The organism is Paraburkholderia acidicola, from assembly GCF_002362315.1.
Classification (GTDB): domain Bacteria; phylum Pseudomonadota; class Gammaproteobacteria; order Burkholderiales; family Burkholderiaceae; genus Paraburkholderia; species Paraburkholderia acidicola.
In genome coordinates this window covers 1202409-1227064 of sequence record NZ_MTZV01000004.1, presented here as the reverse complement: position 1 = coordinate 1227064, position 24656 = coordinate 1202409, and the positions used below count along the sequence as shown (strand labels likewise).

Annotated in this window: 28 protein-coding genes and 1 tRNA gene; 18 read left to right on the top strand and 11 right to left on the bottom strand. The window is 61.4% G+C overall.

Annotated features, from left to right (window positions below):
- Positions 1-185: 185 nt before the first annotated feature.
- Together BWP39_RS15830 and BWP39_RS15825 are read right to left on the bottom strand one after the other, a co-directional pair.
- Positions 186-1841, bottom strand: coding sequence for a collagen-like triple helix repeat-containing protein (locus BWP39_RS15830; RefSeq protein ID WP_096721673.1), 1656 nt, complete (start codon positions 1839-1841; stop codon positions 186-188).
- A 277-nt stretch (positions 1842-2118) separates the two neighbouring features.
- Positions 2119-3330 (bottom strand): MFS transporter, encoded by a 1212-nt coding sequence (locus BWP39_RS15825; RefSeq protein ID WP_096721671.1) that lies wholly within the window; start codon positions 3328-3330, stop codon positions 2119-2121.
- Positions 3331-3551: 221 nt separating this feature from the next.
- Here BWP39_RS15825 and BWP39_RS15820 point away from each other — a divergent pair, with 221 nt between their 5' ends.
- The 3 genes from BWP39_RS15820 (at position 3552) to BWP39_RS15810 (ending at position 6376) form a co-directional block, all read left to right on the top strand.
- On the top strand, positions 3552-4214 hold the full coding sequence (locus BWP39_RS15820) for a HugZ family pyridoxamine 5'-phosphate oxidase (RefSeq protein WP_096721669.1): 663 nt from the start codon (positions 3552-3554) through the stop codon (positions 4212-4214).
- Positions 4215-4610: 396 nt separating this feature from the next.
- Entirely contained in the window at positions 4611-4910 is a 300-nt protein-coding gene (locus BWP39_RS15815; RefSeq protein ID WP_091008989.1) for an H-NS histone family protein, read from the top strand.
- Between the two features lie 251 nt (positions 4911-5161).
- Positions 5162-6376 (top strand): cation diffusion facilitator family transporter, encoded by a 1215-nt coding sequence (locus BWP39_RS15810; RefSeq protein ID WP_096722641.1) that lies wholly within the window; start codon positions 5162-5164, stop codon positions 6374-6376.
- A 206-nt stretch (positions 6377-6582) separates the two neighbouring features.
- On the opposite strand, the gene BWP39_RS15805 is transcribed toward BWP39_RS15810, so the two are convergent.
- From BWP39_RS15805 to BWP39_RS15795, 3 genes are all read right to left on the bottom strand, one after another.
- Entirely contained in the window at positions 6583-7041 is a 459-nt protein-coding gene (locus tag BWP39_RS15805; protein ID WP_074263115.1) for an Lrp/AsnC family transcriptional regulator, read from the bottom strand.
- Positions 7042-7131: 90 nt separating this feature from the next.
- Complete coding sequence (locus tag BWP39_RS15800) at positions 7132-7776, bottom strand: 3'-5' exonuclease family protein (RefSeq protein WP_096721667.1); 645 nt, start codon at positions 7774-7776, stop codon at positions 7132-7134.
- A complete protein-coding gene (locus BWP39_RS15795) occupies positions 7773-8417 on the bottom strand; it encodes an MBL fold metallo-hydrolase (RefSeq protein WP_096721665.1) in 645 nt (214 codons plus the stop codon). Before BWP39_RS15795 ends, BWP39_RS15800 begins: the two co-directional genes overlap by 4 nt.
- A gap of 632 nt (positions 8418-9049) precedes the next feature.
- Between BWP39_RS15795 and BWP39_RS15790 the strand changes: the two genes are divergently transcribed.
- A complete protein-coding gene (locus BWP39_RS15790; RefSeq protein WP_096721663.1) occupies positions 9050-9658 on the top strand; it encodes a septal ring lytic transglycosylase RlpA family protein in 609 nt (202 codons plus the stop codon).
- 67 nt (positions 9659-9725) lie between these two features.
- Here the strand turns inward: BWP39_RS15790 and rsmI are convergent, their stop codons facing one another.
- Complete coding sequence (gene rsmI, locus BWP39_RS15785; RefSeq protein WP_096721661.1) at positions 9726-10598, bottom strand: 16S rRNA (cytidine(1402)-2'-O)-methyltransferase; 873 nt, start codon at positions 10596-10598, stop codon at positions 9726-9728.
- Here rsmI and BWP39_RS15780 point away from each other — a divergent pair.
- From BWP39_RS15780 to BWP39_RS15715, 14 genes are all read left to right on the top strand, one after another.
- Positions 10597-11151, top strand: a complete 555-nt coding sequence (locus BWP39_RS15780; protein WP_235851428.1) for a YraN family protein — start codon at positions 10597-10599, stop codon at positions 11149-11151. The two genes, rsmI and BWP39_RS15780, sit on opposite strands and share 2 nt — an antisense overlap.
- Positions 11152-11275: 124 nt before the next feature.
- Positions 11276-11863 (top strand): phosphoheptose isomerase, encoded by a 588-nt coding sequence (locus BWP39_RS15775; protein WP_096721657.1) that lies wholly within the window; start codon positions 11276-11278, stop codon positions 11861-11863.
- Between the two features lie 20 nt (positions 11864-11883).
- A complete protein-coding gene (locus BWP39_RS15770; RefSeq protein WP_096721655.1) occupies positions 11884-12681 on the top strand; it encodes a BON domain-containing protein in 798 nt (265 codons plus the stop codon).
- Between the two features lie 14 nt (positions 12682-12695).
- Entirely contained in the window at positions 12696-13040 is a 345-nt protein-coding gene (locus BWP39_RS15765; protein WP_096722639.1) for a c-type cytochrome, read from the top strand.
- 68 nt (positions 13041-13108) lie between these two features.
- Positions 13109-13184 (top strand) — tRNA-Ala (locus BWP39_RS15760).
- A gap of 380 nt (positions 13185-13564) precedes the next feature.
- Entirely contained in the window at positions 13565-13963 is a 399-nt protein-coding gene (locus BWP39_RS15755) for a surface-adhesin E family protein (protein WP_133116885.1), read from the top strand.
- Positions 13964-14080: 117 nt separating this feature from the next.
- Positions 14081-16291: a sensor domain-containing diguanylate cyclase gene (locus tag BWP39_RS15750; protein ID WP_207556837.1), complete on the top strand. Its 2211-nt coding sequence runs from the start codon at positions 14081-14083 to the stop codon at positions 16289-16291.
- Positions 16215-17300: an autoinducer binding domain-containing protein gene (locus BWP39_RS15745; protein WP_207556836.1), complete on the top strand. Its 1086-nt coding sequence runs from the start codon at positions 16215-16217 to the stop codon at positions 17298-17300. The genes BWP39_RS15750 and BWP39_RS15745 overlap by 77 nt, the downstream gene beginning before the upstream one ends.
- Before the next feature lie 147 nt (positions 17301-17447).
- Positions 17448-18512, top strand: coding sequence for a TRAP transporter substrate-binding protein DctP (gene dctP, locus BWP39_RS15740; protein WP_096721649.1), 1065 nt, complete (start codon positions 17448-17450; stop codon positions 18510-18512).
- The gene (gene pxpA, locus BWP39_RS15735; RefSeq protein WP_096721647.1) at positions 18499-19326 is read left to right on the top strand and encodes a 5-oxoprolinase subunit PxpA; all 828 of its coding nucleotides are present in this window, start codon (positions 18499-18501) and stop codon (positions 19324-19326) included. Before dctP ends, pxpA begins: the two co-directional genes overlap by 14 nt.
- 296 nt (positions 19327-19622) lie before the next feature.
- Positions 19623-19901 (top strand): hypothetical protein, encoded by a 279-nt coding sequence (locus tag BWP39_RS15730; protein ID WP_133116883.1) that lies wholly within the window; start codon positions 19623-19625, stop codon positions 19899-19901.
- Between the two features lies 1 nt (position 19902).
- Positions 19903-20355 carry a hypothetical protein gene (locus BWP39_RS15725; protein ID WP_096721643.1) on the top strand — a complete coding sequence of 151 codons (453 nt, stop codon included), beginning with the start codon at positions 19903-19905 and terminating at the stop codon, positions 20353-20355.
- A 15-nt stretch (positions 20356-20370) separates the two neighbouring features.
- A complete protein-coding gene (locus tag BWP39_RS15720) occupies positions 20371-20853 on the top strand; it encodes a hypothetical protein (RefSeq protein ID WP_133116882.1) in 483 nt (160 codons plus the stop codon).
- Between the two features lie 93 nt (positions 20854-20946).
- Positions 20947-21327: a RidA family protein gene (locus BWP39_RS15715; RefSeq protein ID WP_096722635.1), complete on the top strand. Its 381-nt coding sequence runs from the start codon at positions 20947-20949 to the stop codon at positions 21325-21327.
- A 94-nt stretch (positions 21328-21421) separates the two neighbouring features.
- Here BWP39_RS15715 and arsH read toward each other — a convergent pair whose 3' ends face one another.
- From arsH to BWP39_RS15690, 5 genes are read right to left on the bottom strand one after another with little or no spacing between them, the layout of a single operon-like run.
- Positions 21422-22186, bottom strand: a complete 765-nt coding sequence (arsH, locus tag BWP39_RS15710) for an arsenical resistance protein ArsH (RefSeq protein WP_096721639.1) — start codon at positions 22184-22186, stop codon at positions 21422-21424.
- A 37-nt stretch (positions 22187-22223) separates the two neighbouring features.
- The gene (arsB, locus tag BWP39_RS15705; RefSeq protein ID WP_096721637.1) at positions 22224-23306 is read right to left on the bottom strand and encodes an ACR3 family arsenite efflux transporter; all 1083 of its coding nucleotides are present in this window, start codon (positions 23304-23306) and stop codon (positions 22224-22226) included.
- Positions 23293-23814: an arsenate reductase ArsC gene (locus BWP39_RS15700; protein WP_096721635.1), complete on the bottom strand. Its 522-nt coding sequence runs from the start codon at positions 23812-23814 to the stop codon at positions 23293-23295. Before BWP39_RS15700 ends, arsB begins: the two co-directional genes overlap by 14 nt.
- A 16-nt stretch (positions 23815-23830) precedes the next feature.
- Entirely contained in the window at positions 23831-24277 is a 447-nt protein-coding gene (locus tag BWP39_RS15695; protein WP_096721633.1) for an ArsI/CadI family heavy metal resistance metalloenzyme, read from the bottom strand.
- On the bottom strand, positions 24274-24606 hold the full coding sequence (locus tag BWP39_RS15690; RefSeq protein ID WP_096721631.1) for an ArsR/SmtB family transcription factor: 333 nt from the start codon (positions 24604-24606) through the stop codon (positions 24274-24276). Before BWP39_RS15690 ends, BWP39_RS15695 begins: the two co-directional genes overlap by 4 nt.
- Positions 24607-24656: the final 50 nt, after the last annotated feature.

Sequence of the window (24656 nt, the reverse complement as noted above, 5' to 3'; positions counted from 1 at the left end):
AACAGGCACCCGCATACGGGACGCGTAACGTAACGCAAGCGACTTCGCGTGTGTCTGACGAAAGCGATATCCGCCATGCAGAACCACCGAGCTTCGGCGTCACCAGACAGCCAGCACAGCGCGCAAAAAAAACGGCGGACCGTGTTATCGGTCCGCCGCACTCCCTGAGATGTGAAACGTTGTTGTTATTTCTTAGGCGTACTGGCGAGTGAGCCAAGTCCGCCGAGCAGACCGCCGGATGACGAGGAACCCGAGCTGCCGGTCAGTCCGCCGGTGAGTGAACCGAGCAGACCGGTGACCGGCGCAAGCAGACCGCCCAGACCCGCCGAGCTACCCGTCCCGCTGGAACCACCCGTTGCCCCACCGACCGCTCCCGTCACGGACCCGAGCAGTCCGGTGACCGGTGCCAGCGGATTCGAACCCGAGCCGGTACCACCCGCGACGCCGCCAAGCGCGCCCGTCAGAGATCCGAGCAGCCCGGTAACAGGCGCCAGCGGATTCGAGCCCGAACCGCTGGCTCCGCCCGCTACGCCACCGAGTGCGCCGGTCACTGTACCGAGCAGTCCGGTAACAGGGGCAAGCGGATTCGATCCTGACGTACCGGTGCCGACCGTTCCACCGAGACCGCCGAGCACGCCGGTCAAGCTTCCCGTGACATTGGTGAGCAATCCGGTGACAGGTGCAAGCGGCCCGGTACTGCCACCGAGCGCACCCGTGACAGCGCCGGTGACCGTCGTCAGCAGCCCTGTGACGGGCGCGAGCGGACCGCCTGAGCCAGAGCCCGTACCCGTACCCGTACCGGAACCACCGAGGCCGCCCAGACCACCGAGGCCACCCAGACTGCCAGTAAGCGTACCCGGCAGCGAACTGAGCAGTCCGGTAAGCGGCGCGAGCGGATTGGCCGAGCCCGTGCCGCCGGAGGTCAGCAGACCGCCTGCCGAGGTGACGGTGTCGCCGACCTTGGTGACGATGTTGCCGAGGTTCTGACCGATCGGATTGCCGGTCGCACCACTGATCGCGCCGCCGGCAGAATCCAGACCATGGCCGATGGTCGACAGCAGACCGTTGAGCGGCGCGCCCAGGCCGGTGGCATCGCCAATCGTTTGGGTGGTCGCCGAGACGGTCGAGGTAATCGGCGTGATCGCCGAACTGACAGCCTGCGTCACCTGCTGGATCGGCCCGGTAGAGATAGCCGTGCCGAGTTGCGTACCCAGGCCGCTAACGGCATTGCCGACAGTCGATACCACGCCACCGAGCGGAGTCGTCAGCGGGCTCAGCGGTGCAGTCGGTCCAGTGCCGAGGCTGGTAACGAGCTGGCCGACATTATTAACAGCCTGTCCGGCGTCGTAGACGACATTGCCCGAACTCGCGAGCGTCACGCCGAGCGGATTGCCGCCCTTGCCGAGCTGACCGAGGCCATTGGCCGCGCCCGTGCCGAGCGCGGTGACACCGGCGCCGAGATTGGAGACGACGTTGCCGAGCGCGGCCGTGGTCGCGGGGTTGGCACCGGGAATCGGCGTGGTGCCGATCTGACTGCCAATCGCAGACACGGTCTGGCCGGCGGCAGTAATGACGTTGCTGGTCTTCTGGACGACATTGCCGACCGCGTTGGCGCTAGGCGTCGGCGTGGGTGTCGGAGTCGGTGTGGGCGTCGGCGTCGGAGTAGGCGTCGGCGTGGGTGTTGGGGTGGGCGTAGGTGTCGGAGTGGGCGTCGGCGTTGTTCCTCCATTGCCTCCGCCTCCGATCACCCCCGGCTTGGTCACGGCCGAGCCGCAACCTGTCAGTGCGATCATTGAAGTTACGCACAAAGCAACTGCTGTCATTTTAAATTGGCGTTTCATGTTTGCCTCCCCTCGTAAAGAGCCTGGTGGGGAGTCATCTGCAAACCTTATGCCAATTTCATCCGGAATCGAGCGGTGCCGGCCGGGCAAGCTGCATCAAGGGAAAGCGGGCGACAGCCGCGGCGGCACAGGGTCGCGGCCGCAGCGATGTGGTGTGGAACAAACGTTCGATTGAGCCGCGCGTAACGTAACGCGCGTTCCGTGCTGGACGAGGACGTCACCGTGACGGAGCGCGATCGATTTGCCGCGGTTCACCAGGGCGTTAGCGTTTACCCCGTCAGATTTTCAGTCGCCGCAGGACCCTGGGACCGGCTATCGCGATGAGCGCCGCGCACAGGGCGACGACCGACAGCCCGATCGGCAGGCTCGTCACCTGCGCAATGCCGCCGATGATCACCGGCCCCAGCAGCATCCCGAAATAGGCGAGCCCGGCAACATGCGCGAGCCCTTCGGCTGCATGAATGCCCTTGACGCGCGCCGCCGCCGCGAACAGCACCGGCATCATGTTGGCGAGCCCCAGCCCCATCAGCGTAAAGCCCGCCAGCGCCGTGACCGGATAAGGCAACAGCAGCGCGCCGAGCATACCGACGAACGCCAGCGATGCGCTCGCCATGACCAGTTGCGGCGCCCCGAAGCGCGCCCGCACCGCGTCGCCGCCGAAGCGCGCGGCAGCCATGCCGCCCGAAAATGCCGCGTAGGCCGCGCTCGCGACCGCGGGCGTCGCAATCACGATGTCGCGCATATAGACCGTCGCCCAGTCGTACATCGCGCCCTCGGCGATCAATGCGATCAGCGCGAAGATGCCGAGTGCCCACAGTGCCGGCGAGCGCCAGCGGTTGGCGCGCGGCGTGTGGGCGTCCGGATGCTCGGCGTGCGGCACGTGGGGCAAGACCGCCGGACACGCCACCACCAGTACCAGTGCGCACACCGCTGCGGCAAGCGCGAGATGGACCGGCGGCGCCATGCCGCGCGACATCAGCGCGCCACCGGCGGCCGCACCGGCCATCCCGCCGACGCTGAACATACCGTGCAGCGTCGACATGATCGGGCGTCCCAGCGCGATTTCGACGGCGCTTGCTTCCGCGTTCATCGCCACATCGAGCGTCGCCATGCCCATACCGAAGACAGCCAGCACGACGAGCAACAGCCAGTAAGAAGGCACGATCAGGATCAGCGCCGCGCACACCGACATCGTCAGGCCGCCGGCGAAGCACGCACGGCGCGAGCCGACGCGGGCGATCCATGGTCCATTGGTCGCCATCGCGGCAATCGAGCCGACCGCCACCGCCAGCAGCGCGAACGACAGCAGCGCCGGGTTCAGATGGAAGCGGTCGCGCACCGTTGGCACATGGACTCCCCACGACGCGTACATCATCCCGGCGATGAAGAACAACGCCATCGTGGCGTTGCGAGCCCGGTTGCGGGCAGCAGTGGGGAGTGCCCCATGGGCGGCGGGGAGCGCGGGGAAATCGGAGGGTCGATCGGACAAAGGGAGCTCGTTGCGTTAGCGGGAAGCAGGCGCGTGGGACAGAAAGGAAACCGCGAGGAAACCCCGAGGAAAACGCGAGGTAAGCGCGCTGAAAGCGAACGTCAGATTCTATCCGCCCGGGCGAGTCTTATGGCGGGGCCGCCTGAACTAATATGGACGTCTGAACAGACAGGACAGGCTCAGCGGGGCAGCCCCGCTTCCGCCCACCGAGGACCGCGCACTTGAACATCCCCGCTCACGCTCCGCTGCATCTGCTGCACCAGGCCGCTGTCGGCACGCTGGCCACCCATGCGCGCGAGCCGCAAGGTTTCCCGTATCCGTCGGTCCTGCCGTTTGCGCCGGACTCGATGCATCGCCCGACGATCCTCGTGAGCCGTCTCGCTGAACACACGCGCAACCTGCACGCCGATGCGCGGGCTGGTTTCCTGGTCGCCCACGCGCCCGACGGCGACGTGCTGAACGGCCAGCGCGTCACCTTGCTGGGGGCGTTCGAACCGGTCGAACCCGACGCTGGTTGGGTGCGCCGCTATTTGCGCTACCACCCGGACGCCGCCCGCTATCTGGCACTCGGCGATTTTTCGTTCTGGACGATGAACGTCGACCGGCTGCGCTATATCGGTGGATTCGGTGCGATGGGCTGGCTGGACGCACAGGATCTCGATCCGCTCGAGCCGCTTGCCCCCGACGAGGAAGCCGCGCTCGCCGATTTTTTCGACGGTCATCCGAAGCGCGCCGACGGTCTCGTACTGGCGGGCGTCGATCGCTACGGCGCGGATCTGAAAATCGCCGGCGAGCGGACCCGTTTCATGTTCGATGTACCGAAATGCGATTCGGATGCGTTGCATGCCGCATTGGCCGACTGTATCGAACGGCATCTCTCCTGAATATCGAGATGACTGGACAGAGCATTCTGTTTATTTCGTCCGAAGTGAAGCAATTTCCCATTTTGTTGCGTCTCATCACTCTCAAGTTCTCATGCCGTGAAAAGTTGAGGCGTAAATGGCAAATTAATTTTCATGATTCGGGAGTTGATAATCTAATTATCTGAAATATGCAGTCGGTTTGCATGAACGTAGAAACGACCGAAATGAAAGTTTCTTAACACCGTCGCAGTACTCCTCGAAGCACCTTGAAACAAAAGATAATTAATTTCGGTAAGCGATCTTTTCCCCACTTTCGATTTTGTGTTAATCTCGCCTGCAAATTCCGAGGCACCACAACCTTCAAACGGCAAGCCTGCTTAAGATCGGCAGCCATTTATCCAAACCACAAGGCAAACTATGTCTTCCTACAAGGACCTTCTCGCTCAGCGAGAAAAGCTGGAAAAGCAGATCGAAGAAGCCAAGGCACGCGAATATGCCGAAGTGCTGAACGAGATCAAGCAGAAAATGACCGACTACGGTATTACCCTGGCCGAACTCGGCGGCGGTCGCGGCAAGCACGCCAAGGCTGGCCGTCCGCGCGCAGGCGTTGCACCGAAGTATCGCGACCCGGATAGCGGCAGTACGTGGTCGGGCCGCGGCAAACCGCCGCGGTGGATCGCGGGATTGGATCGCGAGAAGTTTCTTATCCAGAAATAATGCCCGATCGCACCTCACGGTGTGAAGCGTCAATAAAACCGCGTTATCCGCAAGGAGCGCGGTTTTTTATCGTCAGTCGGTTCCACGGTGGATAGCGTCGTGACAGAACGTGTTGAGGGCTTGAATACGAATGCTTCGTGTTCCAGTAAGCGGCTGATTTAAAAGGGTATTTTTGAGTGGCCGAGCATCTTTCGAGATGCCTCGCGGGTAGAATGACGGATACCGTCTACCGACAGTTTGCTTTCATTCGTATGCCTTCAGCCGCTATCGCACAATCCGGCGAGAAACATCGGGTCGCACGTAAAACCACGGTTGTGAGTATCGTGCTCAATGCGATATTGAGCGCATTGCAATTAATCGTCGGAGTTTTGGCGCATTCCCAGGCGTTGATTGCCGACGGCGTCCATTCACTATCCGATCTCGTATCCGACCTTGTCGTACTGATTGCCAACCGCCATAGCGGCGCGCAACCCGACGCCGATCACAACTACGGCCATAGTCGCTATGAAACGGTCGCGTCGCTGTTTCTCGGCGCGCTGCTGATCGCCGTGGGTGTCGGCATGCTCTGGCGCGCGGGCACCCGGCTCGCGGATATCGAGGCGATTCCGGCCGTCCATCTGAGCGCGCTGGTCGTTGCGGTACTCGTGCTCGTCTCGAAGGAAGCGCTGTTCCGCTACATGCTGCGCGAGGCGCAACGCGTGCGCTCCGCCATGCTGATCGCGAACGCATGGCATGCAAGGTCGGATGCGGCGTCGTCGCTGGTGGTCGCGCTGGGCATTATCGGCAGTCTCGCGGGCGTGCGTCTGCTCGATCCGATCGCCGCGGCGATCGTCGGCTTCATGGTGGCGCGCATGGGCTGGGTGTTCGGCTGGGACGCGCTGCAGGATCTGTCGGACCGTGCGCTGGACGAAGCGGCGTCCACCGGCCTGCGCACCTTGTTGCTGGCGACGTCCGGTGTGCGCGATGTGCATGAACTGCGCACCCGCAAGATGGGCGACTTCGCGCTCGTCGACGCACATATCCTCGTCGATCCGCTGATCTCTGTATCTGAAGGGCATTACATCGCCGAGTCGGCGCGAGCGCGCCTGTTGACCGACCCGCGCGTGCTCGATGCGCTGATTCACGTCGACCCCGAGAACGACACGCTGGCACGGCCGCCCGTCGATCTGCCGCCGCGCGAGCGCATCGTTGACGAACTGAATTCGGCGCTGGCAGGACAGGGTGTGGTTGTCGAGGCGGTCAATCTGCACTATCTGAGCAGTGGGCTCGATATCGAACTGGTCTTGCGGCCGTCGCGGGAGCGCAGCGATGAACGCAGTGATGAAGATGACGGGGCCTGGCTGGCCCGTATCGACCGCGTGGAGTTGCAACGTCGTCTGGGTGCGCGAAGGCTGAGCGTACTAAAGGCAACCGCCTTGTCGGCGCCGCAGGGCGAACTGGTCCGCGAACATCGCGACCTCGCCTGATGAAGACGCTCTGCGTTCTTGCAGTGGCAATTGCGTGTCGAACTTGATTTCGCCGTAGTACACCGCTCGCGCGGACTTCGCGACGGCGCCTGACGAAGACATCTCCGCGGCTCTACAGCGGGAATTGCGTGTCGAACTTGATTTCACCGCAGTACAACGCTCGCGCGAACTTGCGCGATGTCGCCTGACGAAGCCGCCCCTCAGCGCTACAGCGGCAACTGCGTATCGAACTTGATCTCACGCAGCACGACGCTCGTCCGAACCTGGGCAACGGCGGGAATCTTGAAGATGCGTTCGTGCAGGAACGCGTCGTAGGCCTTGATATCGGGCGCGACGATTTTCAGGATGTAGTCGGATTCGCCGGTCGTGCTGTAGCACTCGGTCACTTCCGGGCAGGTGGCGATTTCGCGCTCGAACTGCTCGACGCCGCCTTCGGTGTGCCGGGTCAGGTGAATGTGGGCGAGCGCGCAGACATGGAGCCCCAGCTTCTCCCGATCGAGCAACGCTGTATAGCGCTGGATCACGCCCGATTGCTCCATGTCCTTGATCCGCCGCCAGCAGGGCGTACTCGACAGGCCGACCTGATCGGAGATTTCCTGGACCGAGCGGCGCGCGTCCAGCTGCAGCAGACGCAGGATCTTTTGAGAGAACGTATCGAGTGTCAACTGCGCCTCCGTGTGCGTCGCGGTATAGCCAAATGGTAGAGGCCGCGAAAACGAAACGCAATGTATACCGGCTCTTATGAGGGAGATTCCCTAATTTGCGCCACCCTCAGCGGTTTTTCGTGCTGAGTCGTCCCCATCAGAATCCGCAGCGCCGTTTGCAGCGGCGGCAGTGGAGGCCTGCGACGCACGTAGCTCGGCGAGCATGTTGCAGAACAGCGCGCCCTGCTCGATCGCGTCGTCGAGCGCGACGTGCGTATGCGGATGATCGTCGAACCAGTGCTTCGGCAGCCGCGGTTTGATGCACTTGCGATACGGCAATCCCGTCATCGCGAACGCGAGTGTCTTGATGTCGAGCGCGGACCACGAGAACGGACAGCGGCCGGCGAAACGCATCATGTACCAGAACATGAACGTGAAATCGAAGCCGGCCGGCATCGCGACGAAGACCGGCTTGCCCGGCAGCGCCTCGACCCATTCGACGTACTTGTTCAGCGCGGCTTCCGGCTGCTGCAGGTCGAGCCGGCAGGCGGCCCACGCCTCCGGCTGCGTTTTCCACCAGGCTTCCTGCACCGGATGCGGCTTGGCGCCCTCCAGCAACTCGAGGTTGGCCGAGAAGGTGGCGACGAGGCGCTTGTCCGCGGTGTAGGCCGCGGACGCGAAACTCAGCATCGAGTGCGGGCCGGGAATCGGGCCGTCGGCTTCGACGTCGGTGCTGACGTAGATTTCCTCGCTCATGCGCCGACTCCGTCTGCCACGTACGGATTGGTCTGACGCTCCGCGCCGAATGTCGAAGTGGGACCGTGGCCCGGCACGAAGGTCACGTCGTCGCCGAGCGGCCAGAGTTTTTCGCGGATCGAGCGGATCAGGTCCGCATGGTTGCCGCGCGGAAAGTCGGTGCGTCCGATCGAGCCCGCGAACAGCACGTCGCCGACCAGCGCGAGCCGGTGCGCGCGGCTGAAAAACACGATGTGGCCCGGTGTATGGCCGGGGCAGTGATACACCTCGAACTGTTCGTCACCGAACTTTGCGGTGTCGCCGTCGTGCAGCCAACGGTCCGGTTCGAATGCTTCAGCGGCCGGGAAGCCGAAGCGTGTGCTCTGATCGGGCAGCTTGTCGAGCCAGAAACGCTCGTCCGGATGCGGACCTTCGATCGGTACGCCATAGTGCGCCGCGAGCGTTTTCGCGCCGGCGCAGTGATCGATGTGGCCGTGCGTGAGGAGCACTTTTTCCACCGTGACCGCCTGCCGCGCGACTTCGCCCTGGATGATATCGAGGTCGCCGCCCGGATCGACGACGGCCGCGCGGCCGGTTGCCTCGCAGACGAGTAACGAGCAATTCTGCTGAAATGGGGTGACCGGTATCAAGGTGACTTTCATGGCGTACGCGCGGCTCTAAAACTGCGATTGTACCGGCCGCTCCGTGCCTGCGCCGGTCGTCGCAAGAGGTGGGTGCAGCAGGCGCATCTTTCGTGCCGCAGATAAAAATTCAGTAAAGATTCATGGGGTTATCCCTCGTTTGGGAGGGCGGCGATGTGATTTGGGTATAATGGCGACCTTGTGCACGGGAAACCGTGCTGCCACTGGGCGACCCGAACCCTGATCTGAAAGGACGAGCGGGCGCCGTCAAGCAAGTGCCGTCAGTTGTTGACGGCAAATCCAGCATCGACAGGTTTCGATGCACACGTCTTACCCAGCCAGGCGCCACGCGCCTGCTACGGCCAAGCTGCCGTGACGCTGGGTGGGGCCTACGCCGCTGTTCCTGGGCGCCATGGTTGTCGGCGCTCAAGAACGTGTTTGCCACGTTCGATGGCGGCATGTGGGGTCTGGTCAGGCTGCCGGGGACAGGTTGCGCCAGACGTGAAAACTAACCGTGCGGTAGCGGCAGAAATTGCCGCATCCGGGCTACGACGCTCTGCGCCTCGCGCAGGCGTTGGCTTTTGCCTTGCCGCCGGAGTCGCATGCAACACGCAGCTATCGCGTGATGCGGCTCGACAATGTGAAGCACGTTTATGAAAACTCGGTTGCCCCGACGTATCGGGAGTCTTTTTGCCTTTTTTGTGCTGGCGGGGTGCGCGATGCCTCCTGGCCCCGCCGATCAGGCCAGCAACACGCCGCTCAGCACCCGGAGCGCGCATGCAGGCAGTGATCTGAGCGCACCGGTAGCCTACGGCGCCGCGTTCGGTGTGCCGGCTTCCGGCGCCGATGCGAAGGCGGGCGACAAGTCGCTGGCCGACGCCGAACCGCTGACCGAAGGCGGCCCGGACGTCTCGGATTTCCATCAGACCGGCCGCGCCTCGTGGTACGGCCCGCGTTTCCACGGTCGCCGTACCGCGAACGGCGAGCGCTACAACATGCACGCGCTGACCGCTGCGCACCGCACGCTGCCGATGGGCTCATACGTGCGCGTGACGAACCCGACCACAACGCGTTCGGTGATCGTGCGCATCAACGATCGTGGGCCGTACGCTCGTGGCCGCGTGATCGACCTGTCTTACGCCGCGGCGCTCGAACTGGACCTGCAGCATGCCGGTACCGCTCGCGTGAAGATCGAAGGTTTGTCGCAGCAGGAAGTCAAGGCCGCACGCAACGAAATACTCGCGGCGAATTCGACGAGGTAAGCCGGTACGCGGAATTGCTGCCGCGCGATCGCTAGATGTCTCCCTGAAGGGCCGCCTGTGCGGCCCTTCAGTCTTTCTTGAGCGCAAGTGCGCGCGTATACAGCGCGTTGCGCGATGTACCGGTGATCGACGCCGCCACGCGCGCCGCACTGCTCACCGACAACTCCTCCAGCAGCAGGCCCAGCAGCGCGTCGTGATCCGCTTCGTCGGTCGCCTGGGCTTTCATCCCTTCGACCACCAGCACGAATTCGCCGCGTTGCCGGTTCGGATCGGCGGCGAGCCACGCTGGTCCATCGGCCAGGGTGCTCACGTGCAACGCCTCGTGTAATTTCGTCAGCTCACGGGCGATCAGCATGCGCCGTGCACCGCCAAACGCGTCGGCGAGCGCCGTCACGGTTTCGAGAATGCGGTGCGGCGCCTCGTAGAACACCATCGCGTACGGATGACCCGCGAGCGGCTGCAGCATCGTCGCACGTTGCTTTGCCTTGGGCGGCAGGAAGCCGAGAAACGAGAACGTTTCGGCCCAGTCGCCGGCTGCGCTCAACGCGGTGGCAAGCGCGCTGGCGCCGGGCAGCGGCACGACCGGGAAGCCCGCTTCGCGCGCCGCTTCGACGAGTTTCGCGCCGGGGTCGGAAATGCCCGGCGTCCCGGCATCGGACACGTAGGCCACACGTTCTCCTGCCTGCAGGTATTCGACGATGCGCTGCGCCGCGGCCCGCTCGTTGTGCTGATGCACGGCGACGAGCGGCTTCGAGATGCCGTAGCGTGCGAGTAACTGGCCGGTGTTGCGGGTGTCTTCGGCGGCAATGCGGTCCGCGAGTCCGAGCACATGCAAGGCGCGCAACGTGATGTCGGCAACGTTGCCGATCGGTGTCGCCACGACATAGAGCGCAGGGGCGGGGTACTGCTGCCCTTGGGCGAGTTCGGAGAGAGGAGTCATGAGACGGAACCCGCAGACAGACAAAGCAAGGCCGCCATTGTGCCACGCAGCCAGTCGTATTCCGGACCGCATGGGGCGAGCGCCAACGCCAACGCCAACGCCAACGCCAACGCCAACGCCAACGCCAACGCCAACGCCAACGCCAACGCGTGTTCAGTCCGCCGACGACAACTTTCCGCCGCAACGCGGGTCGAAGCTCGTCGGCGCGGCATTTGAAGCACATGCGCTCGTGTTCCTGCAGCATCAGCGGCTACGCTTCGTGGCACGCAATGTCGTGTGCCGCGGCGGCGAAATCGACCTCGTGATGCGCGATCGGGACGGCACGCTCGTATTCGTCGAAGTGAGAGCGCGTGCACAGCGTCGCTACGGCGGCGCTGTGGCAAGTGTCGGTTGGCACAAACGGCAACGGCTGTTGCGCGCCGCACAGCATTTTCTCGCGACTCGTTTGGCGCACCAGAATGGCGGGATGCCCGCCTGCCGGTTCGACGTCGTTGCGTTCGAAGCAGGCCGGCTCGTCTGGCTACGCGACGCATTTCGTGCCGACGACCTCTAAACCTGCCGGATAGCGTGCACGAGTACGCTAAACTTGCGGACGCGAACGGGGCGGATGAACGCCCGATCTTCACAACACGGGCCGCGTGCGATGCGGCCGCGACGCAGCACACCATAGAGAGTCGATGTCAGTCGAACGCATTCAACAGCACTTCCGCGAAAGCGCGGAGGTGATACACGAAGCCATCGAAGCGCTATCGATGCCGATCGCCGCGGCCATCGACGCGATGTTCGCCGCGCTTGCCAACGGCAATCGCATTCTTGCGTGCGGTAACGGCGGTTCCGCCGCCGACGCGCAGCAGTTCGCCGCGAAACTGATTGGCCGTTTCGAGCGCGAGCGCCCGGAGTTGCCCGCGATCGCGCTAACCGCCGATTCCTCCGTATTGACCGCCATCGCCAGCCATTACGCGTTCGAGCAGATCTTCTCGAAGCAGGTCCGCGCGCTCGGTCAGCCGGGCGACGTGCTGTTCGCGCTTTCCGCCGCGGGCGATGCCGCCAACGTACTGGCCGCAATCGACGCCGCGCACGAGCGCGAAATGATCGTAGTCGCGCTGACCGGCAACGGCGGCGGCGAGTTCAATAACCTGCTGACCGACACCGACATTCACATCTGCGTGCCGTCGGCGCGTACTGCACGTATCCACGAAGTTCATGTGCTGACCATCCATTGTCTGTGCGACGGCATCGATGCCATGTTGCTCGGCGAAGATTGACCCAGAAGGAGAGTTTGTTGATGAGCGCAACCCGCGTCAAAAGAACGCTTGTACGTACCACGCTCGTGGTGAGCCTCGCCGCCGGACTGGCCGCGACCTTGCAGGGCTGTGTGCTGGCTGTGGCAGGTGCTGCCGGCGGCGGTGCGCTACTCGCAACCGACCGCCGCACGCTCGGCGCGCAGACCGAAGACCGCGAGATTCAGGTGAAGGCGCTGTCCCAGCTCAGCAGCAACCTGCCGGACGCATCGCACATCAATGTGGCGGTGTTCAACCGGCGCGTGCTGATCACCGGTGAAGTACCCGACGATGCGTCGAAGCAGAAAGCCGACACGCTGGTGCGCGGTATCAACAACGTGAATACGATTGCCAACGAACTCGCGGTGCAGGCGGCCAGCGCTTACACCTCGCGTAGCAACGACACCTACCTCGAAACCCGGGTTAAAACCGCGCTGATCGCCGAGAAGAACATCTCCGCGAACAACTACAAGGTGGTGTGCGAGCGCGGCATCGTGTACCTGATGGGCCTCGTTACCGTCGACGAAGGCAATCGCGGCGCCGATGTGGCGAGCCGGGTGCCGGGTGTCGTGCAGGTCGTGAAGGTGTTCCAGTACATCCAGCCACAGGAAGCGGCGGCTGCTGCGGCGGCATCGTCGACGTCGGTGGCAGCGCCTGACGCGCAGTCGGCTGCGAGCGAACCGACGGTCGGCGCGGTGCCGGATTCGTCGGTGACGGCGCGTCCGCTCGAGCAGCAGGCGCCTGCACCGGTGACGAACTCGAAAGCCGTACAGCCGGGCAATCCGGCCGCGCCGCAAAAATGAGCGTGACGGTCGGGATGCGCGGTGTGCGTTTAGCTCGATGGATGTGCTCGGCGCTGCTGGTTGTGGCCTGCGTGCCGGTTGTTCGTGCTGCCGATGTACCAGCCGGCCAGGTGATTGCGAGCCGCAATGCGTGCATGGGTTGTCACGCAATCGATCGCAAACTGGTTGGCCCGGCGTTCCAGCAGATTGCCGCGAAGTACAAGGGCGATGGCGAGGCGCGGGCGAAGCTGGCGCGCAAGGTGAAAGATGGTGGATCGGGCGTCTGGGGTGTGATTCCGATGCCCTCCCACCCGTCGATGAGCGATGCGGATATCCGCACGGTTGTCGACTGGGTGCTGGCCGGCGCACCGGCCAAATAAGGCCGTCCTGGCAGTGGTCGGGCGCGTCGCAAAACGCAAAAACGGTGTGCTAGAATCGCAACGTCGTTGGGGCGGTAGCTCAGCTGGGAGAGCGTCGCGTTCGCAATGCGAAGGTCGTGAGTTCGATCCTCATCCGCTCCACCAAACGTATTTCTGGTAGTTCTGCATGAGACGCGTCGTATGTCTTTGCAGCAAGTGTAGAGAGACGCTTCCCAAACAAAGCCGGCCTTGTGCCGGCTTTGTTGTTTCAGCGTTCGGAGTTTTACCTATCCAGACTGATAGGTATCCCCAGTCTATCGAGTCGACAACAATATCCGGTTATCGTACGGCCCTCGCGCTGGCGTGAAATCCCACATCCATGTGTGTCACCTCCTTACAGGTGAGAAACTTTTGAACCTGCCGGAAGTGATTCAGCGGCGAGGGAATACCTGTCGAAGACGCATGGCGGCACTAAAGGAAACACATTCGAAATGCGAGCCGGGAATTTGACTCGCGTCCAATCCATGCAGAGAGTCTCATCACAGATGACGTCAAAGAGAATGATTCGATGGCTCGGGTGCATCGCGCTGTTTATCCCGTGCATGAATGCCTGGTCAACGAACTGGTTACTCCTTGGTCAGACATCGGAGCATCAGGTCTGGCTGGACACTGACAGCGTTGAGCGTCTTGCTAACGGTGATATGGCCTATCTGAGTATGGACATCGCAAAAACGGGATATCTACCCGCTGGCGCAAGCGAAGTACTCGCCATTGCGGATACCCGATATGAAATGGACTGCTATCAAGCGAGATGGATGGAGAGGAGCACCGAGTACTTTTCGGATGAAGGCAAAGAAGTCGGAAAAGCACCTGAAGCGAAAGCGGCATGGGCAAAAATAGAAGATGGAACAGACCCTGCGTTTGTGTACAAAAAAATCTGCTAGGCACACCGGATCTATGATGAATCACCCGGGGTCACGTGTCGCGCCAGTCAAGAAGGGGATAACGAAATGGTGAGTGCCGATCGGCGTAGAGCATCGGTCACGTTCAGAATCCTGAGCGTGGGGATTCTGCTCGGGATATTGATCTGCGCGGCGTTCATCGGTGTGATTCGCGTCGACCTGAATAACACGCGCGACGCAGCTCGTCGTTCGGCGAGTATCGTTGCGACTTCCTATGCAACCCATCTCTCCAGGGTGCTTGCAACCGCCGATGTCCTGAGCACGGTGGTGAGCTATGAGTACGGGAAATCACCTTCGACCTTTAATCTCAAGTCACTCGTGGACGGCGCCACCCTCACGCCAGACGCAGCGACCCAGATCACCATCGTCGACGCCGACGGCAAGTCAACGCAGACGTGGCCCTATCCTTTAAGCGGGGCAATCTATCTTTCCGACCGGCCTCATTTCGTCGTTCAGAAAAACAGTCCGACTGCGGGGTTCTTTGTGGGTGCGCCGGTCAAAGGACGCATTTCGGGAAAATGGACCATTCAATTTACCCGTCGGCTGAACTCAGGAAACGGGCACTTCGACGGTGTCGTCGTCGTTTCTGAATCGCCTGAGTACCTGGCGGAGGGGTTTATCAGTAGCGCGCTGATTGGTGCGAATGGCGCGTTGCTTGCGTTCCGGCGCGACGGCGAAGTGCTTGCCCGTCAAACCCTGAACGGCCCCGCCGATCCTGCCGGGCCGCCGCTTGGCGACTATATGTCCGCACTGGACAACGCGAGCGGTGAGTTGACGGATCCCGTTGACCATTCGAGTCGTTTCTTTGCCTACGCGGCTGTACCCGGGTATCCAGTCGTGGCGGCCGTCGAGATTTCCCAGGGCGAAGTGTTCAACGGGTTCCGGCAAAGACGGGTTGTCTATGCTGTCTTCGGTGCGCTGTTCCTTGCGTTGATCGCGTTCGCAGTTGCGTCGTTTCTGAGGTACGTCAACGCGCTGATTGCCACCGAAGAAAAGATGAGGCATCTGTCCGAGACAGATGCACTGACCGAACTCGGCAACCGACGAAGCCTGCGCCAGGCCATCGAAGCGGCTTTTTCCCAGGAGGCAGTCCCGCCCGATTCAATAGCGCTCCTCGCGCTTGATCTGTCCGATTTCGGCCGGATCAACGATCTGCTGGGACAGGACGCGGGTGACGCCCTGCTGCGACTGGTCGCGGGGAGGCTCAAGGAGGTGGTCGCGGACAGGGTGCGCCTCGCCCGCGTAGGAGGAGATGAATTCAGCATGCTGGTCGAAGGCCCGAACGCGCTTTCGCGCTCGCTTGGGCTGGCAAGAGCGATCATCGATGCGTTTGGTCTGGCGTTCGGATTGCGCGGACATAGCTACGTGATCAAGGTCTGCATCGGCGTGGCCAGCAATTCGTCCGTTTCGTCCAGCGTGTCCGAGCTGTGGCGCAACGCGAATCGCGCGATGGCGGAAGCGAAGAAGCTAACGGCTGCATCCGCTGAAAGCGAGGTCCGTTCGTACACGGTCAGCATGGCGGAACAGGGGGACCAGCACGAGCGTGATTTTCATGCGCTGCTCGGCGCGATGCAGAAGAAGACGATGACCATCGAGTATTCCCCGGTTGTCGAATCCGGGCGCGGGTCAGCGGTTGCGTACCATGCCGCGATGATCTGGCATCGGCCGGACGTCGGCCGGTGTCTCCCCGATGTGTTCTTCCCGCTCGCGGCCCAGCACGATCTGTTGTTCCGTCTTGGAACCCATCAGATCGAGGAAGCCTGCAGGCAGATCTCCGTTTTGCCAGGACCGCTGTCCGTGCCGGTATGTGTGTCGATTCCGGCGGCAGTCGTGATGCAGGGCGACCTCGGTAACTTTATCGACTACGTTCTTGAGTCAACCGGCTTCGATGTCCAGCGATTGTGGCTCGGCATTGAAGACGCGCCCCTGCTCGTCGGTAATCCACAGGCCCTCGCGACACTGCATCGACTGAAAGAACGAGGGGTGACGTTGTATGCGGCGGGTATCACCGGCGACGACTGGTCGATCTCCGGTATTCGGGCGTTGTCCGTTTCCGCCGTTGAGATTGGTGCTGGCCTGCTGGCTCAGGTAACGGTCGACCGTGTTGCGGGATCGGTGGTGGCCGGCATCCTGACATCGTGCGCCTCGCTCGGTCTGACTGTGCTTGCTGCGGGCGTCGATAGCCAGGAAGCACTCGACTGGCTGAACAAACATCACGACGATGTCTGGGCGTATGGCAGCCAGTTCGCTGAACCGTACACCGCTGGAACCGACAACGCGCTGGCCGGGGCTCGGGGCGATGGCGCGTGATTTTCGTCGGAGTCTGCTCGAGGCTGTAGCGCCCTCACTCGCGAGCCAGAAGACTATCGTTCGCGATGGAACAATCGAGCTCAGTCTGCTGGATTGCGGCGCAAGCGGCTTTCTGCTGCAGCGTCGTCACGTCCGCTTCGATGGGTCGCTTGCAATCCAGAAGATCGACGCGACCGACGGTCTGCGTCTGGACGAATTCATCGAAGGCGATCCGCACTACGACGCGCTGACATCTGCCTATCGCCTGCTGGTTAGCAGGTTGAATGAAGTAAAACAAAACCCGACGGCAGCGAACCCACTGACCGGCAACGTTACCGACTGCCAGAACGAACTCGAGGTTCTGCGTCTGATGCGCCAGGTTTGTGAGGGCGTCGGTGGCACGTCATGCGTCTATCACTGGGTGCGTGCTCCCGACGATGCGAGGCGCGACGGACCGGTGTACGACACGCACGTCGTGCTCGCGAGTTGTCCTCCGGCGTGGATACAGGCCTACGAGCGGAGAATGGCCGCAGATCCCGTCATGGAATATGCGCGCGATAACAATGCGCCTCTGCGGGGATTCCGCCAGTTGAACATGTCCGATGGCGCGTGGCTTGCGGGCGAAGCCCAGCTCTATGGTCTTCGCAGCAATGTATTTTTCCCGGCCCGCAGGCGCGATGGGGAGCTGTTCGGATTGCTGCATGTGAGTTCAGGCGATCCGGCGCCCGAGGGTGAGGAACGCCTCTGGCAGAACCAGCGCGTACTGCGTGGCCTCGCGGAAGAGATGCTCGACTGGCCAGCCATCCAGTACCGCCGGGCAGCCGCGCAACAATACCAGTTGAGCGAAACGGAGCGCGCCGTGCTCCGCTGGCTCCACCGGGGCGGCGACGCCGCGCATGCTGCCGCTGATCTCCATCTCACGCCGAAGCAGGTCTACCGGATCTATAAGGCCGTGAAGATAAAGATGGGGCGTGACGACATACGGGCGTGCACGAGGATGGCGGCGGAGGCCGGGTTATTCGATCTTTAGATCGAAAATCATCTGTTTTCTACTTCCCTTAAGAGAAACAGTAATATCCCCATTCACCTTTTCACCTCGGTAGCCTTACGTTCCATGACATACGGGACATAGGGAGCGGACGTGAGGCAGGTACGTGGATGGAGTCGGCTGCACTGGATGGAATTGTGCTCGGTGCTGATGCTGGCGCTGTCCGTCCTGTTTCTGTGTGCCATCTCCAGTATCGGATACGGCGCCGAGCGCGACCTAAGGTGGACGGTTGAAACTGCGTATCCGCGAGACACTGCCGCGGGCGAGGCCGTCGACGACTTCGCGAGAGCCTTGACGCAGGCCTCGGCGGGCACCGTGAAGGTCCGCTCGCAATTCGATACAGCCACCGGCCTCGACGATATTCATATGCCGGTGCGCGGTGGCGACGCAGTCATCGCTTCGGTTCTGTTCGCCAGCGATCTGGTGCCCGCGTCACCGGTATTCCAACTCTCAACGCTGCCCTTCGACGTCAGATCAGTTGGCGATGCACAGCAACTGGCACGTCTCGCTGCCACCCGATATCGAAACGCACTGGCGAGTTCGGGCTACCTGCTTCTGATGGTCGTGCCGTGGCCGCCTACCGGGATCTGGACGCGGGCGCCGCTGGCAACACCCGACGCACTGAGCGCGGCCCGGGTGAGGACCTACGATCAGGTTTCCCGCAACGTATTTTCATCCGTCTCCGGTGAGGCGGTGACCCTTCCGATCCGGGACACCGTGCGCGAGCTTGCCGACGGCAAGGTCGATGCCGTGCTGTCGTCGGGTGACGGTGAAGCAGGCCGGATCTATGCAAAGCATCTCAGGAATTTTACGGCGATTCGATACGCCTATCCGTTGTCATTCATGGTGATGCGACAGGCTGCGTTCGAAGCGCTGCCGCTCGATATCCAGCGCAGCGTGCTGTCGGCGGCCACCGAAACCGAAGCCCAGCTCTGGAAAGACCTGCCTTCGCGCATCAGGCGCAATAGCGACCAGATGCAGCAGATGGGGATACAGGTGACTGACGGCGGCAACGCGGTGATGACATCAGCGCTACGCGCGGCAGGCGATCACGAAATCGAATCGTGGCGGGAGCGAGTCTCTCCCGAAGACAAGGAAATCATGAAGACGTACGAAACGCGTTGTCATCCGAGCGCAGATGCCGAATGTGCTACGGCGCAATTTTCTGGGAGCGCAGCGCATGAAAGCGATTGATCTGAATGTCGACATGGGCGAAGGCTTCGGCAACGACATCGCCCTGCTCGAGTTCGCGACCTCGGTCAACATCGCCTGCGGCTGGCATGCCGGCGATGCCGCCACGATGCGACGCACCGCTGCGGCAGCGCTCAAGCGAGGCGTCGCGATCGGGGCTCACCCGAGTTATTCGGACCGTGAGAATTTCGGACGGGTCGTACTGAACGTCACCACCGACGAGATCTACACGGGCGTCCTGTACCAGATCGGCGCGCTGGCGGCGATCGTGAAGGGGCTCGGCGGTCACGTGTCGCACGTCAAGCCCCATGGCGCCCTGTACAACGAGGCCGAGCGGGACGAAAACGTGGCCGACGCCATTGTGCGAGCGGTGCGCGACCATGATTCATCGATGGCTGTTTTCGGTCTCGCGGAAGGACAACTGGTCGACGCAGCGCGGCGCGCTGGCTTGACGGCATTCGACGAAGTCTTCGCTGACCGGGGTTATACGGCAGAGGGCAAACTCGTTCCCCGCAATGAACCCGGCGCCTTGATCGAGGCTGATGCGGATGCGCTCCAGCAGGTCCTCGAAATGGTTCGACATCAACACGTGAAATCTGTCAGCGGCGGCTACGTCAGTGTCCGGCCAGATACGGTTTGCCTGCATGGTGACGGCGAGCATGCGCTGACATTCGCGCAGGAAATACGCGCTGCGTTGCGTTCAGAAGGGGTAACGGTGACTTCGCCAACGTTACTGCAACATGCTTCCCGGCCTGAAACCGGGAGTCGGTATATAGACCGCGGCGTACTGGAAAGCCGATTGGGGTGTGACGAATGACGAGAGGGATGGCGTGGCGTTTGTCGCCTGCAATTCTCTTTTTTCTAGGCGTGGCACTCGTCTCTCTCGCCACGGGAGAAGCGGGGAATCGTCCTGTTGACCGACATTTCCGGGTTGAGTTTGGTGGGCGTCCGTGCCGTGTCGATACAACCAACATCGGAGACGGGGCGGTGATCACCGGGTATCGATGTGAAGGGGTGCGGTAGAAATTTGCGGCAACGGATCCGAATTCCTTAATTGATCGCACCGATTCGATACTGGAACCAGGCATGCGGTTCTATGAAGGCAAAAGTCTCATGATGCTAGCCCTCGTTGCGATGGTGGCCGCGTGTGCTGTGCTGGTGATGCTAGCGAAGCAGCCACCTCCGGCGAGGCTTGCGCCTTCGCAGTTCATGGTCGCAGGCATCGGGCCGAAAACGGTTGCTTACTATCTTTCGCATCGCCAGGAATTGAGGACGCGCGAAGACGATTGCACAGGTCGCGGTATCCGCACGCTTGCCGATACACCGGAAGCGCGCGACTGTACCGCCGCAATGGAAGCCGCCATGCAGATTTTTGCTACGCCGGGGAAATGACATGCTCAACCTGATGGACACAACGACGGTGTCGGAGCGCACCAGACAGACGGCGACGGTGATCGATTCCTCGAAACGAGAGGCTGACATGGCTACCCACAATCGAGACGCAACCCGCTCAGGTGATCCGCTCTTCGAAGCGCAGGTGAAGGATGAACAGGTGATCGATCTAACCACTCGCTGGAGCACATTGATGCTGATCCTCATTTCGGCGATTGAACACGGTACGTCGACCGGACGCAGCAATGCACTTCGCAGGCTGCGTGAGTTAGGCGTGAAGGTTGACTCGATGCATAGTCTTCAGTTGCGCATGCGCGCCAATCTGGCGCATCTGCTTGCCGTGTCGCCCCAGATCCGGCATTCCGCAGACCCCGACGTTCAACGTGCATTAACAGAGGCCCTGGAGCTGCTATCCATGAGCAAGCCCAGCGTCCTGCCAGTTCGTCGTTCGTAGCCGAGGAACCCGACTATGAAATCCATCATCAGATCACTACGCAAGACGACAGCGGGGAAATCGCTTTCCACCACCTGTAGTCATGGAAAAACCGATGTTGTCGCTGGCAGGAGAATGGATGTGTTGCGCGTACTTGTGCTGAGCCTTCTGGTCGTCGCCAATGTCGCATGGGCAGAACAATGGGTTTCCGTGGTTTACACGGATAACAAGGAGCTGTTCCTCGACACGGCGAGTGTGAAGTCGCTGGCTGAGGGAAAGCTTGAATTCGACCTTAAACAGTACTCCTCCCGTGCCTATGAACCTCCCGGAGTGACTGCGCCCATCGCCATTGCAGTCACGGATTACGTGATGGATTGCAGACGCAGTCTCTGGACGGCGAAAAACGTCAAATACCTGACCGACGACGAAAAAATTGCGGCCGTACATCCGGAAGCGGATGCCTGGCATTCCATCGAGCCGCAAACAGACCTGGGCACGGTTTATAAGAAGATTTGCTAGGTGCGCTATCGCGCCCACTCTGCGCGATAGCAATTGCCGCCGCTCGACTCCATCGTTAGTCTTGGGAGACAGTCTTCCACGAAGGAGAGCGAAATGCCCCGTCAGATTGTGTTCACGCCAAAAGCGGCCAGGCCGCCGCCAACCTATAGCCAGGCAGTCAAAGCCGCCGGCCTGATCTTTGTCTCCGGCACAGCACCCGTTGATCCGGCGACAGGTGCGATCAAGGGCACAACGATTCAGGAGCAAACCCGGCAGTGCATGGTCAACATACAGGCGATCCTGGAGGAAGCAGGCAGCTCCTTGAGCAAGATCGTAAGCGCCACTGTTGTGCTGGCTGACGAAGACGACTTCGCTGGTATGAATGAGGAGTGGCTTAAGTGGTTTCCTGTCGATCCGCCAGCTCGTCAGGGCGCGAAATTGCCAGCGCGTATACCGGGGCTCAAGATATCGATTGCTGCGATTGCTGAGGCCTAAAACTATTTATCGAGGCGAACTGCTACGCGGTCGGCGAGTGGCTCGCTTAACTGTGGGCTTCCCCGCGACCTTGCTGCCGCAGCATCTGTTGCCGTCACTCCGTTTCGCTGTCGTCAGTGTCTGCATTGGCGGTGAGCACTTCCTGACTCATGGCAGCGGCCGCGAGTGTCGTTGCTAGCTCGGGGTGTGCTTCTTTCCGTTCACTGTAGCGATCGGTGAGGTAATCCGAACGATCACGTACCAGTAGCGTGAACTTGTACAGTTCTTCCATGACGTCGACGACGCGATCGTAATAGGCCGAGGGTTTCATCCGCCCGTCCGCGTCAAATTCCGTCCACGCTTTCGCTACCGAGGACTGGTTCGGGATGGTCACCATGCGCATCCAGCGGCCGAGCACACGCAGCGCATTCACGGCATTGAACGATTGCGAGCCGCCACATACCTGCATCACTGCAAGTGTGCGGCCTTGCGTCGGACGAACGCCACCACTCTCAAGCGGTAGCCAGTCGATCTGATTCTTGAATACAGCCGTCAAAGTGCCGTGGCGCTCCGGGCTGCACCATACATGCCCTTCCGACCACTCCGAGAGTTTGCGCAGCTCGATCACCTTCGGATGATCGGGGGACACGCTATCCGCGAGCGGCAAACCATGTGGATCGAAGACTCGCGTTTCCGCGCCGAAATGGCGCAGGATGCGTTCGGCTTCCAGCGTGAGCAGCTGACTGTATGACGTGGGGCGCAACGAGCCGTAGAGCAGAAGAATCCGCGGAGCGTGTTGCGAAACGGTGACGGGTTCGAGTTTATGCAGGTCCGGTGTATCAAGATGCGGAGCGCTGATGTTAGGAAGATCCTGCGTCATTTCCAAACCCTCCGCCCTACGCTGTCGATGACGCTCATCACGCTTGTCCCTTGATACTGTGTTGCGCCTCGTACCAATGCTGCGAACGATTGACGACGCCAACGACGAGCAACATCACCGGCACTTCGATCAACACGCCGACTACCGTAGCTAACGCGGCACCGGAATGAAAACCGAACAGACTGATTGCGGTCGCAACCGCCAGCTCGAAGAAATTGCTCGCACCGATAAGACTGGACGGTCCGGCGACACAATGCGCGACACCGAGCCTGCGGTTCAACAGGTAAGCGAGGCCCGAATTAAAGAACACCTGGATCAGGATCGGCACCGCGAGCATGGCGATAACCAGCGGTTCCTTGACGATCGCCTGTCCCTGGAAAGCGAAGAGCAGCACGAGCGTCGCGAGCAATGCGCAGATTGAGTACGGGCCGAGATGTGCAACGGCGTGCCGGAAATACGCTTCGCCCTTCGCGAGCAAATACCGGCGCAGGAGTTGGGCGAGGACGACGGGAATGACGATGTACAGCCCAACCGAGATGATCAACGTGTCCCACGGCACAGCAATCGCCGAGAGGCCGAGCAGAAGCGCGACCAGCGGCGCAAAGGCCACGATCATGATGGAGTCGTTCAGCGCGACCTGCGAGAGCGTGAAATACGGATCGCCTTTGCAGAGTTGCGACCACACGAACACCATCGCCGTGCAGGGGGCCGCAGCCAGCAGGATCAACCCGGCGATATAGCTGTCGAGCTGTTCAGCAGGGAGCCACGACGCAAACACATGGCGAATGAAAATCCAGCCAAGCAATGCCATCGAAAACGGCTTGACGAACCAGTTCACGAACAGCGTAACGCCGATGCCGCGCCACTGACTCTTGACCTGCGTCATCGCGGCGAAGTCGATCTTGACCAGCATTGGAATGATCATCACCCAGATCAGTACGCCAACCGGGAGATTGACCTGCGCCACTTCCATACGTCCGATTGCCTGAAACACCTGAGGCAGCACCTGCCCGGCCGCGATACCACCCACGATGCAGAGAGCAACCCAGACCGTCAGATAACGCTCGAAGAATCCGATCGCCGGTCGCGTACGCCCAATCGCCGTATCAGTGCTGCTCATCTGATTCCTCTGCCGGCCTGCTGCCAATAGCGTGCATCTCTTGCTGAATCGCGTTGTGATCCAGCACGTGCAGCGGCAGGCTCACGAACTGACTCACGCGGCTCATGATCTGCCGATACACCTTGCTGAATACTTTGCGCTTGTCTTCATCGCTACCTTCGAAGGCGGCCGGGTCTTCGAAGCCCCAATGCGCCGTTAGCGGGTGGCCGGGCCAGATCGGGCAAACTTCACCCGCCGCGTCATCGCAGACCGTGATTACGAAGTCCATGTGCGGCGCGTCGGGTGTCGCGAATTCGTCCCAGCTCTTGCTACGTAACTGCGACGTGTCATAGCCAAACGATTCGCACCGTTCGATCGCGAACGGGTTGACCGCACCCGATGGGTGACTGCCCGCGCTATACGCGCGAAACCTGCCCTTTCCGAGCACATTGAACAGCGCTTCAGCCATGATGCTGCGCGAGCTGTTACCGGTGCAAAGGATGAGGATCGAATAAGGTCTATCGCTCACGTGTGGCTCCGAAGTGTCACGATGGGTGAGCCGACGTACAACATGCAGTCGACGATTGCGCGTGCGCTTCTGGCTGTTCGCGCGAGTGACCGTAGACCGGTGCGGCTTCAAGGGTTCTGAACGTTTCCCATGCAACGCCCTGCGGATCGACCGTCCAGGCCTTGTCCGACCTGGCATAGCAACAGGTTGTCCCGATCTGTGCCTCTACAGGCAGTTGCGCCACGCTAAAGCGCGCATTCATCTCAGCCAGTTCCGCATCGGTTTCAACCTGAATGCCGACGTGATCGACACCGGGTTTCGCGCCACGCTGCGAAATCGCGAAGTTCACTGCGGGATCGATCAGCTCCCACTTGCAGTAATCGTCTTTACGAACGGTCGGCGCCGCATTACCGAACAGGGCGCTGTAAAACCGGATGCTGTCGCTCAGGTTCTCGACTGCGACATGGATGTGCATACGCTTCATGGTGTGTCTCCGCAGCAGTTCGGGAGATCGCTTGCGGTACAGGTCGCGCCCGCGCAGCAGTTCTCCGTGAGGAAGCCAATCAGGCCCGTCATGGCGTCGAAGTTCGCGGTGTAGATGATGAAACGTCCGTCCTGTCGCGGTTTCACCAGGTCTGCGTGTGACAGATCCTTCAGGTGAAACGAAAGACTGGAAGGAGAAAGCCCGAGCTGCTGCGCGATTTCGCCGGCAGCCATACCGTCCGGACCGGCTACCACCAGCAGACGAAAGATCGCAAGGCGCGATTCATGGGCGAGCGCGCTTAGAGCGCGTACAACGAGGTTCGAGTCCATGCCCCGAACAATAGAGTATTCATTTCTATATTTCAAGTATTATTGAAATG

Bases quoted from the DNA above. Each gene is read 5' to 3' on its own strand.
- rsmI (WP_096721661.1), bottom strand. From the start codon at position 10,598: ATGACTCCTCTCTCCGAACTCGCCCAAGGGCAGCAGTACCCCGCCCCT.
- BWP39_RS15755 (WP_133116885.1), top strand. From the start codon at position 13,565: ATGACGTCAAAGAGAATGATTCGATGGCTCGGGTGCATCGCGCTGTTT.
- BWP39_RS15765 (WP_096722639.1), top strand. From the start codon at position 12,696: ATGCGCGGTGTGCGTTTAGCTCGATGGATGTGCTCGGCGCTGCTGGTT.
- BWP39_RS15780 (WP_235851428.1), top strand. From the start codon at position 10,597: ATGAGACGGAACCCGCAGACAGACAAAGCAAGGCCGCCATTGTGCCAC.
- BWP39_RS15745 (WP_207556836.1), top strand. From the start codon at position 16,215: ATGGCAGCCAGTTCGCTGAACCGTACACCGCTGGAACCGACAACGCGC.
- BWP39_RS15695 (WP_096721633.1), bottom strand. From the start codon at position 24,277: ATGAAGCGTATGCACATCCATGTCGCAGTCGAGAACCTGAGCGACAGC.
- BWP39_RS15800 (WP_096721667.1), bottom strand. From the start codon at position 7,776: ATGAGCGAGGAAATCTACGTCAGCACCGACGTCGAAGCCGACGGCCCG.
- BWP39_RS15770 (WP_096721655.1), top strand. From the start codon at position 11,884: ATGAGCGCAACCCGCGTCAAAAGAACGCTTGTACGTACCACGCTCGTG.
- dctP (WP_096721649.1), top strand. From the start codon at position 17,448: ATGGAATTGTGCTCGGTGCTGATGCTGGCGCTGTCCGTCCTGTTTCTG.
- arsB (WP_096721637.1), bottom strand. From the start codon at position 23,306: ATGAGCAGCACTGATACGGCGATTGGGCGTACGCGACCGGCGATCGGA.
- BWP39_RS15810 (WP_096722641.1), top strand. From the start codon at position 5,162: ATGCCTTCAGCCGCTATCGCACAATCCGGCGAGAAACATCGGGTCGCA.
- BWP39_RS15775 (WP_096721657.1), top strand. From the start codon at position 11,276: ATGTCAGTCGAACGCATTCAACAGCACTTCCGCGAAAGCGCGGAGGTG.
- BWP39_RS15690 (WP_096721631.1), bottom strand. From the start codon at position 24,606: ATGGACTCGAACCTCGTTGTACGCGCTCTAAGCGCGCTCGCCCATGAA.
- BWP39_RS15830 (WP_096721673.1), bottom strand. From the start codon at position 1,841: ATGAAACGCCAATTTAAAATGACAGCAGTTGCTTTGTGCGTAACTTCA.
- BWP39_RS15790 (WP_096721663.1), top strand. From the start codon at position 9,050: ATGAAAACTCGGTTGCCCCGACGTATCGGGAGTCTTTTTGCCTTTTTT.
- BWP39_RS15730 (WP_133116883.1), top strand. From the start codon at position 19,623: ATGATGCTAGCCCTCGTTGCGATGGTGGCCGCGTGTGCTGTGCTGGTG.
- BWP39_RS15715 (WP_096722635.1), top strand. From the start codon at position 20,947: ATGCCCCGTCAGATTGTGTTCACGCCAAAAGCGGCCAGGCCGCCGCCA.
- arsH (WP_096721639.1), bottom strand. From the start codon at position 22,186: ATGACGCAGGATCTTCCTAACATCAGCGCTCCGCATCTTGATACACCG.
- BWP39_RS15815 (WP_091008989.1), top strand. From the start codon at position 4,611: ATGTCTTCCTACAAGGACCTTCTCGCTCAGCGAGAAAAGCTGGAAAAG.
- BWP39_RS15725 (WP_096721643.1), top strand. From the start codon at position 19,903: ATGCTCAACCTGATGGACACAACGACGGTGTCGGAGCGCACCAGACAG.
- BWP39_RS15795 (WP_096721665.1), bottom strand. From the start codon at position 8,417: ATGAAAGTCACCTTGATACCGGTCACCCCATTTCAGCAGAATTGCTCG.
- pxpA (WP_096721647.1), top strand. From the start codon at position 18,499: ATGAAAGCGATTGATCTGAATGTCGACATGGGCGAAGGCTTCGGCAAC.
- BWP39_RS15720 (WP_133116882.1), top strand. From the start codon at position 20,371: ATGAAATCCATCATCAGATCACTACGCAAGACGACAGCGGGGAAATCG.